15 protein-coding genes are annotated in these 14,590 nt (G+C 69.9%); 7 read left to right on the forward strand and 8 right to left on the reverse strand.

Annotated features, from left to right (window positions below; translation table 11 throughout):
- Nucleotides 1-18: 18 nt before the first annotated feature.
- Complete coding sequence (locus RA210_RS00220; RefSeq protein WP_201485015.1) at nucleotides 19-3,486, reverse strand: indolepyruvate ferredoxin oxidoreductase family protein; 3,468 nt, start codon at nucleotides 3,484-3,486, stop codon at nucleotides 19-21.
- 197 nt (nucleotides 3,487-3,683) lie between these two features.
- Here RA210_RS00220 and RA210_RS00225 point away from each other — a divergent pair, with 197 nt between their 5' ends.
- The 3 genes from RA210_RS00225 (at nucleotide 3,684) to RA210_RS00235 (ending at nucleotide 6,534) form a co-directional block, all read left to right on the forward strand.
- Nucleotides 3,684-4,151, forward strand: a complete 468-nt coding sequence (locus RA210_RS00225; protein WP_136490863.1) for an Lrp/AsnC family transcriptional regulator — start codon at nucleotides 3,684-3,686, stop codon at nucleotides 4,149-4,151.
- A 167-nt stretch (nucleotides 4,152-4,318) separates the two neighbouring features.
- Nucleotides 4,319-4,837 carry an ATP-dependent zinc protease family protein gene (locus RA210_RS00230; protein ID WP_136490862.1) on the forward strand — a complete coding sequence of 173 codons (519 nt, stop codon included), beginning with the start codon at nucleotides 4,319-4,321 and terminating at the stop codon, nucleotides 4,835-4,837.
- Nucleotides 4,838-4,929: 92 nt separating this feature from the next.
- Nucleotides 4,930-6,534 carry an FMN-binding glutamate synthase family protein gene (locus RA210_RS00235; protein ID WP_136490861.1) on the forward strand — a complete coding sequence of 535 codons (1,605 nt, stop codon included), beginning with the start codon at nucleotides 4,930-4,932 and terminating at the stop codon, nucleotides 6,532-6,534.
- Here RA210_RS00235 and RA210_RS00240 read toward each other — a convergent pair whose 3' ends face one another.
- Nucleotides 6,535-7,425, reverse strand: coding sequence for a LysR family transcriptional regulator (locus RA210_RS00240; protein WP_136490860.1), 891 nt, complete (start codon nucleotides 7,423-7,425; stop codon nucleotides 6,535-6,537). It abuts the gene before it with no gap.
- Nucleotides 7,426-7,555: 130 nt separating this feature from the next.
- Between RA210_RS00240 and RA210_RS00245 the strand changes: the two genes are divergently transcribed.
- The 4 genes from RA210_RS00245 (at nucleotide 7,556) to RA210_RS00260 (ending at nucleotide 11,566) form a co-directional block, all read left to right on the forward strand.
- Nucleotides 7,556-8,767: a benzoate/H(+) symporter BenE family transporter gene (locus tag RA210_RS00245; RefSeq protein ID WP_201485260.1), complete on the forward strand. Its 1,212-nt coding sequence runs from the start codon at nucleotides 7,556-7,558 to the stop codon at nucleotides 8,765-8,767.
- A 99-nt stretch (nucleotides 8,768-8,866) separates the two neighbouring features.
- Nucleotides 8,867-9,838, forward strand: a complete 972-nt coding sequence (gene pip / locus RA210_RS00250) for a prolyl aminopeptidase (RefSeq protein WP_136490859.1) — start codon at nucleotides 8,867-8,869, stop codon at nucleotides 9,836-9,838.
- Entirely contained in the window at nucleotides 9,835-10,272 is a 438-nt protein-coding gene (dtd, locus tag RA210_RS00255; protein WP_201485016.1) for a D-aminoacyl-tRNA deacylase, read from the forward strand. Before pip ends, dtd begins: the two co-directional genes overlap by 4 nt.
- A gap of 94 nt (nucleotides 10,273-10,366) precedes the next feature.
- Nucleotides 10,367-11,566 carry a YbfB/YjiJ family MFS transporter gene (locus RA210_RS00260; RefSeq protein ID WP_136490857.1) on the forward strand — a complete coding sequence of 400 codons (1,200 nt, stop codon included), beginning with the start codon at nucleotides 10,367-10,369 and terminating at the stop codon, nucleotides 11,564-11,566.
- On the opposite strand, the gene RA210_RS00265 is transcribed toward RA210_RS00260, so the two are convergent.
- The 6 genes from RA210_RS00265 to hisI are packed head-to-tail and all read right to left on the reverse strand — an operon-like array spanning nucleotide 11,563 to nucleotide 14,563.
- Nucleotides 11,563-12,273 carry a 16S rRNA (uracil(1498)-N(3))-methyltransferase gene (locus RA210_RS00265; RefSeq protein ID WP_201485017.1) on the reverse strand — a complete coding sequence of 237 codons (711 nt, stop codon included), beginning with the start codon at nucleotides 12,271-12,273 and terminating at the stop codon, nucleotides 11,563-11,565. The two genes, RA210_RS00260 and RA210_RS00265, sit on opposite strands and share 4 nt — an antisense overlap.
- Nucleotides 12,270-13,088, reverse strand: coding sequence for a twin-arginine translocase subunit TatC (gene tatC, locus RA210_RS00270; protein WP_201485018.1), 819 nt, complete (start codon nucleotides 13,086-13,088; stop codon nucleotides 12,270-12,272). Before tatC ends, RA210_RS00265 begins: the two co-directional genes overlap by 4 nt.
- The gene (gene tatB, locus RA210_RS00275; protein WP_201485019.1) at nucleotides 13,085-13,519 is read right to left on the reverse strand and encodes a Sec-independent protein translocase protein TatB; all 435 of its coding nucleotides are present in this window, start codon (nucleotides 13,517-13,519) and stop codon (nucleotides 13,085-13,087) included. The genes tatC and tatB overlap by 4 nt, the downstream gene beginning before the upstream one ends.
- Nucleotides 13,520-13,551: 32 nt before the next feature.
- The gene (tatA, locus tag RA210_RS00280; protein ID WP_090349633.1) at nucleotides 13,552-13,791 is read right to left on the reverse strand and encodes a twin-arginine translocase TatA/TatE family subunit; all 240 of its coding nucleotides are present in this window, start codon (nucleotides 13,789-13,791) and stop codon (nucleotides 13,552-13,554) included.
- 27 nt (nucleotides 13,792-13,818) lie between these two features.
- Entirely contained in the window at nucleotides 13,819-14,166 is a 348-nt protein-coding gene (locus RA210_RS00285) for a phosphoribosyl-ATP diphosphatase (protein WP_136491607.1), read from the reverse strand.
- The gene (hisI, locus tag RA210_RS00290) at nucleotides 14,159-14,563 is read right to left on the reverse strand and encodes a phosphoribosyl-AMP cyclohydrolase (RefSeq protein ID WP_201485020.1); all 405 of its coding nucleotides are present in this window, start codon (nucleotides 14,561-14,563) and stop codon (nucleotides 14,159-14,161) included. The genes RA210_RS00285 and hisI overlap by 8 nt, the downstream gene beginning before the upstream one ends.
- Between the last annotated feature and the right edge of the window lie 27 nt (nucleotides 14,564-14,590).

Consider the following 14,590-nt stretch of genomic DNA (forward strand, 5'->3'; position numbering starts at 1 on the left):
GGGGTTAGCGGGGGAGGCTCAGGCCACCGGCTGGCAGAGCTGCACCACCGGGATTGTGCGGGCGGTGAGGCGCTCGCGCAGCGCCGCGGCCTGCTCGCGAACCCTGGCCAGCGCGCGTTCCTTGACGTGGCCGTAGCCGCGGATCTGCGCCGGCAGTTCGGCCAGCGCCACGGCGCTGGCGTAGTTGGCCGGGCTGAGCGCGCCGAGCAGCAGCTCGACGTCCTGCTCGAACTCCGCGATCAGCGCACGCTCCAGCTTGCGCTCGGCGCTGTGGCCGAACGGATCGAGGACGCTGCCGCGCAGGAACTTGCCGCGCGCCAGCACGGCGAAGGCCTTGAGCAGCCACGGGCCGAATTCGCGCTTGCGCGGCTCGCCGGTGGTGGGATCGGTCTTGCACAGCCAGGACGGCGCCAGGTGGAACTGCAGGCGGTAGTCGCCCTGGAACTGCGCCTCGAGCTGGCGGACGAACTCGCCGTCGCTGTACAGCCGCGCCACCTCGTATTCGTCCTTGTAGGCCAAGAGCTTGTGGTAGCTGCGCGCCACCGCCTGGGCGAGGCGCTGCTGCGGATCGCGGTCGGCGGCGCGCACGCGCTCGACCAGGGCGTGGTAGCGCTGCGCGTAGGCGGCGTCCTGGTAGGCGGTCAGCCGCGCCACGCGGTCGGCAACGATCTCCTCCAGCGTCTCGCAGCGCGGCGCCTCGACCACCTTGGGCGCGGCCAGCTTTTCCACCGCGGCCAGGTCATGGGCGGCGCGGCGGCCCCAGAGGAAGGCCTGCTGGTTGAGCTGGATCGCCACGCCGTTGAGCTCGATGGCCTTGGCGATGGCCGCGGCGGACACCGGCACCAGGCCTTGCTGGTAGGCGAAGCCGAGCATGAACAGGTTGCTGGCGATGCTGTCGCCGAGCAGCGCGGTGGCCAGGCGGGTGGCGTCGACGAAGTGGGTCTTGCTCGCGCCGACCGCCTCGCTCAGTGCCTCGCGCATCGCCTGTCCGGGCACCTCGGCGTCGGGGTTGCGGGTGAACTCGGCGGTGGCCGCCTCATGGCTGTTGATCACCGCATGGGCGATCTTGTCGTTGAGCTTGGCCAGCGCCTCCTCGCTGGCCGCCACCACCAGGTCGCAGCCGAGCAGCAGGTCGGTCTCGCCGGCGGCGATGCGCACCGCGTAGATGTCGTCCTGCTGGGCGGCGATGCGGATGTGGCTGATCACCGGGCCGAACTTCTGCGCCAGACCGGCCTGGTCGAGCACCGTGCAGCCCTTGCCCTCCAGGTGCGCGGCCATGCCGAGCAGCGCGCCGACGGTGGTCACCCCGCTGCCGCCGACCCCGGGCAGCAGGATGTTCCACGGCCGCGCGAGGCTCGGTTGCTGCGGCTCCGGCAGCTCGGCGAACTGCGCGTTGCGGCCCTGCGCCTCGGGCTGGCGCAGCTCGCCGCCGTGCACGGTGACGAAGCTCGGGCAGAAGCCCTCGACGCAGGAGAAGTCCTTGTTGCAAGCGTTCTGGTCGATCTGCCGCTTGCGGCCCAGCTCGGTCTCCAGCGGCAGCACCGAAAGGCAGTTGGATTTGACGCTGCAGTCGCCGCAGCCCTCGCACACCGCCGGGTTGATGAAGGCGCGCTTCTGCGGGTCGACCAGCTTGCCGCGCTTGCGCCGGCGGCGCTTCTCGGTGGCGCAGGTCTGGTCATAGAGGATCACCGACACGCCCTTGAACTCGCGCAGCTCGCGCTGCACGGCGTCCAGCTCGCGGCGGTGGTGGAAGCTGACGATGGGCGCGAAGCCGGCGCGGCTCGGGTACTTGTCCGGCTCGTCGCTGACCAGGGCGATGCGCTTGACCCCCTCGGCGAACACCTGCTGGCTGAGCTGGTCGATGCGCAGCTCGCCGTCGATCGGCTGGCCGCCGGTCATCGCCACCGCGTCGTTGTAGAGGATCTTGTAGGTGATATTGACCCCGGCGGCGACCGCGGCGCGCAGGGCCAGCTGGCCGGAGTGGAAGTAGGTGCCGTCGCCGAGGTTCTGGAACACGTGCGGGGTGTCGGTGAACGGCGCCTGGCCGATCCAGGTGGCGCCTTCGCCGCCCATCTGGGTGAAGGTGTCGGTATTGCGGTCCATCCACTGGGTCATGTAGTGGCAGCCGATGCCACCCAGCGCCCGGCTGCCCTCGGGCAGCTTGGTCGAGCTGTTGTGCGGGCAGCCCGAGCAGAAGTGCGGGGTGCGCAGGGTGTGGTGCCTGGGCGCGGCCAGCGCCGCTTCCTTGGCGGCGAGGAAGGCCAGACGCTCGTCGATCTGCGCGCTGCTGTAGATCGGCGCCAGGCGCTTGGCGATCACCCGGGCGATCATCGCCGGGGTCAGCTCGGCCAGGTTGGGCAGCAGGGAATGGCCGTCTTCGTCGAACTCGCCGACCACCCGCGGGCGCTTGTCCACCGGCCAGTTGTACAGCTGGCCGGTGAGCTGGTCCTCGATGATGCTGCGCTTCTCCTCGACCACCAGGATCTCGTCGAGACCCTCGGCGAACTCGTGCACCGACACCGGCTCCAGCGGCCAGCTCATGCCGACCTTGAGCACGCGCAGGCCGACGCGGGCGCACAGTTCGTCGTCGAGGCCCAGGTCGTCGAGGGCCTGGCGCACGTCGAGGTAGGACTTGCCGGTGGTGATGATGCCGAGGCGCGGGTTGGGCGAATCCAGCTTGATCTGGTTGAGCTGGTTGGCGCGGGCGAAGGCGCGCGCGGCGTAGATCTTGTAGGTGTTGAGGCGCGCCTCCTGCACCAGCGGTGGGTCGGGCCAGCGGATATGCACGCCGTCCTCGGGCAGGACGAAATCCTCGGGAATCCGCACCTGCACGCGCAGCGGGTCGACCTCGACCACGGCGGAGGAGTCGACGTTCTCGGCGATGGTCTTCAGCGCCACCCAGCAGCCGCTGTAGCGCGACAGCTCCCAGCCGAGGATGCCGTAGTCGAGGATTTCCTGGACGTTGGCCGGATTGAGCACCGGGATCGACGCGGCGATGAAGGCGTGCTCGCTCTGGTGGGCGATGCTGGAGGACTTGCAGCCGTGGTCGTCGCCGGCCAGCAGCAGCACGCCGCCGTGCGGCGACACCCCGGCCGAGTTGCCGTGCTTGAACACGTCGCCGCAGCGGTCGACGCCCGGGCCCTTGCCGTACCACATGGCGAACACGCCGTCGTAGCGCGCACCGGGGAACAGGCTGGTCTGCTGGCTGCCCCACACCGCGGTGGCGGCCAGCTCCTCGTTGACCCCGGGCTGGAAGTGGATGTGGTTGTCCCTGAGGTACTGCTTGGCTTCCCACAGACTCTTGTCGAGGTTGCCCAGGGGCGAGCCGCGGTAGCCGGAGATGAAGCAGGCGGTATTCAGGCCGAAGGCGGCATCGCGCTGCTTCTGCAGCATGGGCAGGCGGGTCAGCGCCTGGGTGCCGGTGAGGTACAGATGACCGGTGGCAAGGCGGTACTTGTCGTCCAGACGGATCTCGGCCAGAGACATGGGGCGCTCCTTTTATTCTTATGGCGAGCGAAGCGGCACCGGTGGGCGCCGCGGTCGGCCTGTCCGCGGGATCGCCGCGGCAGACGGTGTGGACAAGAATATGGGGCAGGGCAGCGGGCTTTTTCTTTCTATTTTTCGTCCGCAATGGCTATTTTGTGCATGACTCTTTCCATAACAACTCCAAACGGGAAATGATCATGCAGAACCAACTGAGCCCCCTCGACCGGCGCATCCTGCGCCTGCTGCAGCACGACGCCGACCTGTCGGCGGCGGAAATCGCCGAGAAGGTCGAGCTGTCGCAGTCGCCGTGCTGGCGGCGGATCAACCGCCTGCAGGAAGAGGGGGTGATCGAGCGCAAGGTCGCCCTGCTCGACCCGCGCAAGCTCGGCCTGGGCATGACGGTGTTCGTCGACATCAAGCTGTCGACGCACGGCCGGCGCAACCTCGAGGCCTTCGAGGCGGACGTGGTGGGCTATCCCGAGGTGCTGGAGTGCTATTCGATGGCCGGCCAGTACGACTACCTGCTCAAGGTGGTGGCCCGCGACATCGCCGGCTACGAGCGCTTCCTGCGCGACCACCTGCTGCAGAATCCGCTGGTCCAGGAGGCCCATTCGCACATCACCATGAGTGAGGTGAAGCGCACCACCGAGCTGCCGCTGGAGTGAGGGACGTTCGGCGGGCAAGCGGTCATGCGTCGCGCCGGGCTGGCCGCGCCGGCCGGGGGACGGCTATCCTTTCCGTCCCCCGGCATGGCTCCGGACCGTTCCATTCACCCCGCCGGCCCGCCCCGGGCAGCGCCGGCCGCTGCAAACGTAGAGACGCTGTTCCCCGCATGAAAGCTTCCCTGATCGCCCTGTTCTCCGGCCTGTCGCTGCTGGCGGCCCAGGCCATGGCCGATGACAAGCAGGTCTACGGCCTGCACGAGAAAGCCCTGCTCCCCGAACTGGACCTGGTGCTGCCGGCCAAGCTGGACACCGGCGCCGTCACCGCCTCGCTGAGCGCGCGCAACATCGAAACCTTCAAGCGCGATGGCGAGCGCTGGGTGCGCTTCCAGCTGGCCGCCGACGGTCACGCCGAGCCGCTCACCCTGGTGCGCCCGCTGGTGCGCATGAGCTACATCAAGCGCCGTGCCGGCGACATGGCGCCCGGCGATACCGAGGCCTACACCGCCCGCCCGGTGATCGAGATGCCGGTGTGCCTGGGCGACAGCCTGCAGCAGATCGAGGTCAACCTCACCGACCGCAGCGCCTTCGACTTCCCGCTGCTGCTCGGCTCGACCGCGCTCGGCGAGTTCGACGCGCTGGTCGACCCGACCCGCTCCTACGCCCACGGCCGCCCGGGCTGCGCCTGAGGCCCCGGCTCCGGCGCGCCGTCACTGTCCTGATCCGCCGGCTCGGGTACAGTGGCCGGCCGACCCATCAGGAGATGCCCGGAGCCATGTGGATGAATCTGTCGCTGCTCAGCCGTTACGCCTTCTTCGCCGCCTGCGTGCTGCTCACCCTGGTCAGCCTGCCGTTCCTCGCCGACCTCTGGCCGCTGACCCTGCTGTGCGGCGCGCTGAGCGCGGTGGGCGTCAACGACCTGCGCCAGAGCCGCCACGCGGTGCGGCGCAACTACCCGATCCTCGGCAACATCCGCTACCTGGTGGAGTTCGTCCGCCCGGAGATCCGCCAGTACCTGCTGGAGGGCGACAACGAGCGCCTGCCGTTCTCGCGCGCGCAGCGCTCGCTGGTCTACGCACGGGCCAAGAACGAGGGCGCCGACAAGCCGTTCGGCACCCTCAGCGACGTCAGCCAGACCGGCTTCGAGTTCATCGGCCACTCCATGCTGCCGGCCGAGCACGTCGACCCGGCGAGCTTCCGCATCACCATCGGCGGCCCGCAGTGCCTGCAGCCGTACTCGGCGTCGATCTTCAACATCTCGGCGATGAGCTTCGGCTCGCTGAGCGCCAACGCCATCCGCGCGCTGAACCAGGGCGCGGCGCTCGGCGGCTTCGCCCACGACACCGGCGAGGGCAGCATCAGCCCCTACCACCGCGAGCACCGCGGCGACCTGATCTGGGAGCTGGGCAGCGGCTACTTCGGCTGCCGCACGGCCGACGGCCGCTTCGATGCGCAGAAGTTCGCCATGCAGGCCAGCGACCCGCAGGTGAAGATGATCGAGGTCAAGCTCAGCCAGGGCGCCAAGCCGGGCCACGGCGGCATCCTGCCGAAACACAAGGTGACCGCCGAGATCGCCGCCACCCGCGGCGTGCCGCTCGGCCAGGACTGCATCTCGCCGGCGCGCCACGCCGAGTTCTCCACGCCGGTGGAGCTGCTCGAATTCCTCGCCCGCCTGCGCGAGCTGTCCGGCGGCAAGCCGGTCGGCTTCAAGTTCTGCCTGGGCCACCCGTGGGAATTCATGGCCATCGCCAAGGCGATGCTCAGGACCGGCATCCTCCCCGATTTCATCGTGGTCGACGGCAAGGAGGGCGGCACCGGCGCGGCGCCGCTGGAGTTCACCGACCACATCGGCGTGCCGCTGCGCGAGGGCCTGCTGTTCGTGCACAACACCCTGGTCGGCCTCAACCTGCGCGACAGGATCCGCCTCGGCGCCAGCGGCAAGATCGTCAGCGCCTTCGACATCGCCAGCGTGCTGGCCATCGGCGCCGACTGGGCCAACTCGGCGCGCGGCTTCATGTTCGCCATCGGTTGCATCCAGTCGCAGTCCTGCCACACCAACAAGTGCCCGACCGGGGTGGCCACCCAGGACCCGCTGCGCCAGCGCGCGCTGGTGGTGGAGGACAAGGCGCAGCGGGTGCACAGCTTCCACCGCAACACCCTCAAGGCGCTGGCCGAGATGCTCGCCGCCGCCGGCCTGGAGCATCCGTCGCAGCTCGAGCCCAGGCACCTGGCGCTGCGCGTGTCGCCCAGCGAACTCAGCCTGTTCTCGCAGAAGCACGTCTACCTCAAGCCCGGCGAGCTGCTCGGCGGGCAGATCGAGGGCGAGTTCTACGCACGCATGTGGCGCATGGCCCAGGCGGACAGCTTCGCCCCCGCAATGGGTTGATCAGGCGCCGAACAGCTCCACCAGCCAGTCGATGAACACCCGCAGGCGCGGGGTCAGGTGGCGGTGGTGGGGGTAGAGCACGCTCATCGGCAGCGCCGGCGGACGGTAGGACGCCAGCAGCTCGACCAGGCTGCCCTCGGCCAGCTGGCGGGCGACGTGGTAGCGCGGCACCTGGATGAGGCCCAGGCCCGCGGCGCAGGCGGCGACGTAGGCCTCGCCGTTGTTGACCGCCAGCGTCGCCGGCAGGTCGATGCGCTCGATCCGCCCGCCGGCGCTGAATTCCAGCGGCTGCAGCTGGCCGCTGGTGGCCGACAGGTAGGCGACGCCGCGGTGCCCGGCCAGTTCGGCCAGATTCAGCGGCCGGCCGTGGCGCGCCACGTACTCGGCGCTGGCGCAGGTCACCTGCTCCAGCGCCGGCAGGTTGCGCGCCACCAGGCTGGAGTCGCCCAGCGCGCCGATGCGCAGCACGCAGTCGACGCCCTCGCGCACCAGGTCGATCATGCGGTCGCCGATGCCGATCTCCAGGCTGATCTGCGGATAGCGTGCGAGGAAGGCGGGCAGGGCGGGGATCACCACCAGGCGCGCCAGCGAGGCCGGCAGGTCGGCCTTGAGCCGGCCGCGCGGATGGCGGGCGGTCTGCGACAGCTCGCTCTCGGCCTCCTCGAGGTCGGCGAGGATGCGCAGGCAGTGCTGGTAGTAGGCGCGGCCGTCCAGGGTCGGGCTGACCTGGCGGGTGGTGCGCTGCAGCAGGCGGGCGCCGAGGCGGCCCTCCAGCTGCTTGACCAGTGCGGTGGCGGCGGCGCGGGAGATGCCCTGCTGTTCGGCGGCGCGACTGAAGCTGCCCAGCTCGACGATGCGGGTGAACAGCTGCATGGCCTGGAAGCGGTCCATGGCGAATGACCATTGTTCTGAAATTCAGAACAGTGTTGCCATTGCCAGCGGATTTATCAATCCAGACAAGACAGCCAAGATGGCGGCACGCTTCCGGCCGCTGGCCGGCGCGCACCAGAACAAGAGGTCGATGGTCATGCTGCACAAAGACGTTTCGCTTTCCGCGGTGGCGGCGGGGTTCCTCGCCGTGCTGATTTCCTACGCCGGCCCGGCGGTGATCTTCTTCCAGGCCGCGCAGAGCGCCCAGGTGTCCCACGAGATGATGGCCTCGTGGATCTGGGCGATCTCCATCGGTGCGGCGCTCGGCAGCATCGTGCTGAGCTGGTGGCTCAAGGTGCCGGCGGTGATCGCCTGGTCGGCGCCGGGCACCGCCCTGCTGGTCCCGCTGTTTCCCGCGCTGAGCCTCGGCGAGGCGGTCGGCGCTTACATCACCACCGGCGTGGCGGTGCTGCTGATCGGCCTGTCCGGCGCCTTCGACCGCATCGTCCGGTTGATCCCGCGGGGCATCGCCAGCGCGATGATGGCCGGCATCCTGTTCCAGTTCGGCGTCGGTGCCTTCCGCGCGGTGGAGGGCACGCCGCTGCTGGCGCTGGGCATGCTCGGCGCCTATCTGGCGCTCAAGCGGCTGTTTCCGCGCTACTGCCTGGTGCTGCTGATGCTGGTCGGCGTGGCGCTGTCGCTCGGCGTCGAGGGCACCCGCCTGCCCAGCCTGGAGCTGAGCCTGGTCACTCCGCAGTTCATCGTCCCCGAGTGGAGCTGGAACGCCACCCTGAGCCTGGCCGTGCCGCTGCTGCTGGTCAGCATCACCGGGCAGTTCCTGCCCGGACTGGCCCTGCTGCGCAACGCCGGCTACGAGGTGTCGGCCCGCCCGCTGATCGCCGGCTGCGGCCTGGCTTCGCTGGCGGTGGCCTGCTTCGGCGGCATCACCATAGTCACCGGGGCGATCACCGCCACCCTGTGCACCGGCAAGGAGGCCCACGAGGACCCGGGCAGGCGCTACGTCGCCGGCATGGCCAACGGCCTGTTCTACCTGATCGGCGGCAGCTTCGCCGGCGCGATCATCCTGCTGTTCGCCGCCATGCCGCAGGCCTTCGTCGCGGTGCTGGCCGGTCTCGCCCTGCTCGGCGCGATCACCGCCAACCTGCAGGGCGCGCTGGAGGATGCCGGACATCGCGAGGCGGCGGTGATCACCTTCATCGCCACCGCCTCGGGGATGAGCTTCTTCGGCCTCGGCTCGGCGTTCTGGGGCGTGGTGATCGGCGGCGTCGCCTACCTGGCGCTGCACCACTCCGGCCGGCTGCCGCGCTTCGCCCGCCAGCCGGCGCTGGCGCCGCGCGACTGAGGCATGCCGATCGCGGGCATGCCGCAGTCCGGCAATCCCCGCTATGATGCGGGCACCACGCCAGGACGGACGGTCCTGTTCCAGCCTCGGAGGCCCAGCATGCTGACCCTGTATCCGGAGATCAAACCCTACGCCCGCCACCAGCTGGCCGTGGACCATCCGCACGAGCTGTACGTCGACGAGAGCGGCACCCCGGACGGCCTGCCGGTGCTGTTCGTCCATGGCGGGCCGGGCGCCGGCTGCGACGCGGCCAGCCGCTGCTGGTTCGATCCGACCATCTACCGCATCGTCACCTTCGACCAGCGCGGCTGCGGCCGCTCGACCCCGCACGCCAGCCTCGACCGCAACACCACCTGGGACCTGGTGGCGGACATGGAGCGCATCCGCGAGCACCTGGGCATCGACAAGTGGGTGCTGTTCGGCGGCTCCTGGGGCTCGACCCTGGCGCTGGCCTACGCGCAGACCCATCCGGAGCGCGTGCACGCGCTGATCCTGCGCGGCATCTTCCTGTGCCGCCCGCAGGAGATCCAGTGGTTCTACCAGGCCGGCGCCAGCCGCCTGTTCCCCGACTACTGGGAGGACTACCTGGCGCCGATCCCGGCCGAGGAGCGCGACGACCTGGTCGCCGCCTTCTACCGCCGGCTGACCGGCAGCGACCAGATCGCCCAGATGCACGCGGCCAAGGCCTGGTCGATCTGGGAAGGGCGCACCGCCACCCTGCGCCCCAACAACCACGTGGTCGAGCGCTTCGCCGAGCCGCAGCGCGCGCTGTCGATCGCCCGCATCGAGTGTCACTACTTCATCAACAACGCCTTCCTCGAGGAGGACCAGCTGCTGCGCGACATGCACAGGATCGCCCACATTCCCGGGGTGATCGTGCACGGTCGCTACGACGTGGTCTGCCCGCTGGACAACGCCTGGGCGCTGCACCAGGCCTGGCCGAACAGCGAGCTGAACATCATCCGCGACGCCGGCCACGCCGCCGCCGAGGCCGGTATCACCGACGCGCTGGTGCGCGCCACCGGGCAGATCGCCCGGCGCCTGCTCGACCTGCCGGAGGGCCACGCGTGAAGGCGCTGCTGCAACGGGTGCGCGGCGCGCGGGTGGAAGTCGCCGGCGAGGTGGTCGGCGCCATCGACCAGGGCCTGCTGGTGCTGGTCGGCGTCGAGCCGCAGGACAGCGAGGCCAGCGCCGACAAGCTGCTGCACAGGCTGCTCAACTACCGGGTGTTCGGCGATGCCGAGGGCAAGATGAACCTGTCGCTGAAGGACGTGGAGGGCGGCCTGCTGCTGGTCTCGCAGTTCACCCTGGCTGCCGACACCAGAAGCGGCATGCGCCCGAGCTTCTCCAGCGCCGCACCGCCGGCGCAGGGCGCGGCGCTGTTCGACTACCTGCTGGCGCGCGCCGGCGAGCAGCACGCGCCGGTGGCCAGCGGCCGCTTCGGCGCCGACATGCAGGTGCACCTGGTCAACGACGGGCCGGTGACCTTCCTGCTCGAGGTCTGAGACGCCGCCTGCGGCGTCCTGTCGCAGGAATCGCTTGAGGCGACGGGCGGCGCCCACTATGGTGTGGCTTCCACCTCTGCGCGGGAAGCCAGCCATGACAACACAGGGACAACGCATGAAGGTGCTCGGCGCGGGCATCTTCAGTCTCCTCCTTGCCCTGGGCGTCGCCCGTTTCGCCTATACCCCGCTGCTGCCGGTGATGCAGGCCCAGGCCGGCCTCGGTCTGGCCGAGGGCGGCTGGCTGGCCGCGCTCAACTACGCCGGCTACCTGTCCGGCGCGCTGATCGCCTCGCTGATCAGCGACCTGGTGCTCAAGGATCGCCTGTACCGCATCGGCATGGTCCTCGCCGTGCTCAGCACCCTGGTGATGGGCCTGACCACCGACTTCGCCCTGTGGGCGCTGGCGCGCTTCGTCGCCGGCCTCAGCAGCGCGGCGAGCATGCTGCTGGGCACCGGGCTGATCCTCAACTGGCTGATCCGCCACGGCCAGCGCAGCGAACTGGGCATCCACTTCTCCGGGGTCGGCCTGGGCATCGTCGGCTGCTCGCTGGCGGTGGCGGCGATGGGCCAGTGGCTGGACTGGCGCGAGCAGTGGTTCGCCCTCACCGCGCTGGCCTGCCTGCTGCTGGTGCCGGCGCTGGCCTGGCTGCCGCGCCCCGATCCCAGCCCGCTGACCACCAGCGGCCAGCCGATGGCAGACAATCCGCCGAGCCGGCTGTTCCTGCGCCTGTTCATGGCCGCCTACTTCTGCGCCGGGGTCGGTTTCGTGGTCAGCGCCACCTTCATCGTCGCCATCGTCGACCGCCTGCCCGGGCTGGCCGGCAAGGGCAGCTGGAGCTTCCTCGCCATCGGCCTGGCCGCGGCGCCGGCGTGCATCGTCTGGGATTTCGTCGCCCGGCGTACCGGCGAGCTCAACGCGCTGATCCTCGCCGCCGCCCTGCAGGTGGTCGGCATCCTCCTGCCGCTGTCCGGCGGGCTGGGCGGCGCGCTCGCCGGGGCGCTGCTGTTCGGCGGCACCTTCGTCGGCCTGGTCAGCCTGGTGCTGGCCATGGCCGGGCGCTACTACCCGACCCGGCCGGCGAAGATGATGGGCAAGATGACCCTGTCCTACGGTGCGGCGCAGATCGTCGGCCCGGCGGTGACCGGCTGGCTGGCGGCGAGCCTGGGCAGCTATGCCGGCGGGCTGTACTTCGCCGCGGCGATGATGGTGGTCGGCACCCTGCTGCTGCTGGCGCTCAAGGGCGTCGAGCGCCGCGACCGGCAGCTGAAGGCGGGGCTGGCTGCAGCCTGCTAGAACAGCCGCGCCAGCAGCACCGGCACGGCGGTCTCGACGCGCAGGATGCGCTCGCCGAGCTGCACCGGGGCGAGACCGGCGGCCTGCAGCTTGTCCACCTCGTAGGGGATCCAGCCGCCTTCCGGGCCGATGGCCAGGGTCACCGCGCCGTCTACCGCGCGCGGGCAGGCCGGGAAGTCGCCGGGGTGGCCGACCAGGCCGAGGCTGCCGGCGGCCAGCTGCGGCAGACGGTCCTCGACGAACGGCTTGAAGCGTTTCTCGATAGTCACCTCCGGCAGCACGGTGTCGCGTGCCTGCTCGAGGCCGAGGATCAGCTGTTCGCGGATCGCCTCGGATTCGAGGAACGGGGTCTGCCAGAAGCTCTTCTCCACCCGGTAGCTGTTGAGCAGCACCAGATGCGCCACGCCCATGCTGGCCACGGTCTGCAGGGTGCGCTTGAGCATCTTCGGCCGCGGCAGGGCGAGCAGCAGGGTGACCGGCAGCTTGGCCGGTGGGTTCTGCTCGAGGCTTTCCACGGCGATTTCCGCCGCCTCGGCGTCGAGGCGCAGGATGCGCCCTTCACCCATCAGCCCACCGAGGCGGCCGACGCGCAGGGCGTCGCCGCTCTCGGCGCGGTGCACCTCGTGCAGGTGCTTCAGGCGCCGGCCGCGCAGCAGGGCGCGGTCCTCGGCGACGAAGTCGCCGTCTTCGAGCAGCAGCAGGTTCACGGCTGCGGCGCCGGCGGCTGGTCGTCGTCGCGGGTGGCCAGCGCGGTGCCGGCGTCGGTTTCGCTCGGCGCTTCCTCGGCCTCGGGCCTGCGCACCATGGCGCCGAAGAACAGGCCGGACTCGAACAGCAGCCACATCGGCACCGCCAGCAGGGTCTGCGAGAACACGTCCGGCGGGGTGAGGAACATGCCGACCACGAAGCAGCCGACGATCACGTAGGGCCGGCTCTTGCGCAGGGTGGCGACGTCGACCAGGCCGACCCAGATCACCAGGAAGGTCGCCACCGGAATCTCGAAGGCCACGCCGAAGGCGAAGAACAGGGTGAGCACGAAGTCGAGGTACTGGCCGATGTCGGTCATCATCGCCACGCCCTCGGGCGTCACGCTGGCGAAGAAGCCGAACATGATCGGGAACACCACGAAGTAGGCGAAGGCCATGCCGGCGTAGAACAGCAGGATGCTGGAGACCAGCAGCGGCACGGCGATGCGCTTCTCGTGCTGGTACAGGCCGGGCGCGATGAAGCCCCAGATCTGGTGGAGGATCACCGGGATGGCGAGGAACAGCGACACCACCAGGGTCAGCTTGAACGGGGTGAGGAACGGCGAGGCCACCCCGGTGGCGATCATGGTCGCGCCTTCCGGCAGGTAGGCGCGCAGCGGCGCGGCGACCAGCGCGTAGATGTCCTGGGCGAAGTAGAACAGTCCGGCGAAGATCACCAGTACCGCGATCACGCAGCGCAGGATGCGGTTGCGCAGCTCGGTGAGGTGGGCGACCAGGGGCATTTCCTGGTCCGGGTGGGGTATCTGGTCGGTCATGTCGGGCGCGGCGGTTCACTGGGGGCCGCCGGCGCGCTGTCGCGGCGGGCGGCGGGAGAGGCGGCATCGCTGCCGGCGCCGGCCGGGATCTGCGCGCCGGCCTGGTGCTCGGGCAGTGCGGCCAGGCGGCTGTGCGCGGCGATGGGCGCGTTGGCCTGCTCGGCGGTCGGCGCCGGAGGCGGGCTGGCGGGCGTCTGGGCCGCCTGCTGCTGGCGCTCGCGCTCGAGGATCTGCTCGTTGTGCAGCTGCAGGCGGATCTCGTCGGCGCCGATCTCGCGCTCCACCTCGGTCTTGATCGCGGCGAAGCTGCGCTTCAGGCGGCCGATCCACAGCCCGGCGGTGCGTGCGGCGCCCGGCAGGCGCTCGGGGCCAAGCACCACCAGGGCCACCAGGGCCACCAGCAGCAGTTCGGAAAAGCCTACGTCGAACATGATTCAGCCAAGCTCCGGCACCCGCGGGTGCGTCAGTCCTTCTTCGCCGGTTCGTCGACCTTGCGCACTTCGCCCTGGATGGTGTGGCCCTTGGGCTCGTCCACCTGCGGCTTGGCGGGTTCTTCCTCGCCGGCGTTCACCGACTTGCGGAAGCCCTTGATCGCTTCGCCGACGTCCGAGCCGAGCGTTTTGAGGCGCTTGGTGCCGAACAGCATGACCACGATGAGCAGGATGATCAGGAGTTGCCAGATGCTGATGCCGCCGAGTCCCATGATGGAATCTCCGAATTGGGTTGGAAGTCAGGATTGCGAGCGGGCGGCCTTCTCGGCGTGCCCGGAGAGGCCGAAGCGGCGGTCCAGCTCGTCGAGTACCGCCTGCGGGTGCTGGCCGAGGGCGGCGAGCATGACCAGGGAGTGGAACCACAGGTCGGCGGTCTCGTAGATCAGGTCGCTGCAGTCGCCGCTGGTGGCGGCGTCCTTGGCGGCGAGGATGGTTTCCACCGATTCCTCGCCGACTTTCTCCAGAATCTTGTTCAGGCCCTTGTGGTACAGGCTGGCCACGTAGGAGCTGTCCGGCGCGGCGCCCTTGCGCGCCTCCAGCACTTCGGCCAGGCGGGCGAGGGTGTCGTTGCTGCTGGCTTCACTCATGGCTGTGGCCCTTGTGTTCGTAGATGGCGTGCGGGTCCTTGAGGACCGCATCGACGGTCTTCCAGGCGCCGTTCTCGTAGACGCGGTAGAAGCAGCTCTCGCGGCCGGTGTGGCAGGCGATGCCGCCGAGCTGCTCGACCTGCAGGACGACGACGTCGGCGTCGCAGTCCAGGCGCAGCTCGTGCAGCTTCTGTACGTGGCCGGACTCCTCGCCCTTGCGCCACAGCTTGCCGCGCGAGCGCGACCAGTAGATGGCGCGGCCCTCGTCGACGGTCAGCTGCAGGGATTCGCGGTTCATCCAGGCCATCATCAGGATGCGTCCGGTCTTGTGGTCCTGGGCAATCGCCGGGACCAGCCCGTCGGCGTTCCAGTGAATTTCGTCCAGCCAGTTGCTCATTGCGTGTTCGCTTGTCCGGGGCGCGCG

This window comes from Pseudomonas sp. OF001 (assembly GCF_904426495.1).
GTDB lineage: Bacteria > Pseudomonadota > Gammaproteobacteria > Pseudomonadales > Pseudomonadaceae > Geopseudomonas.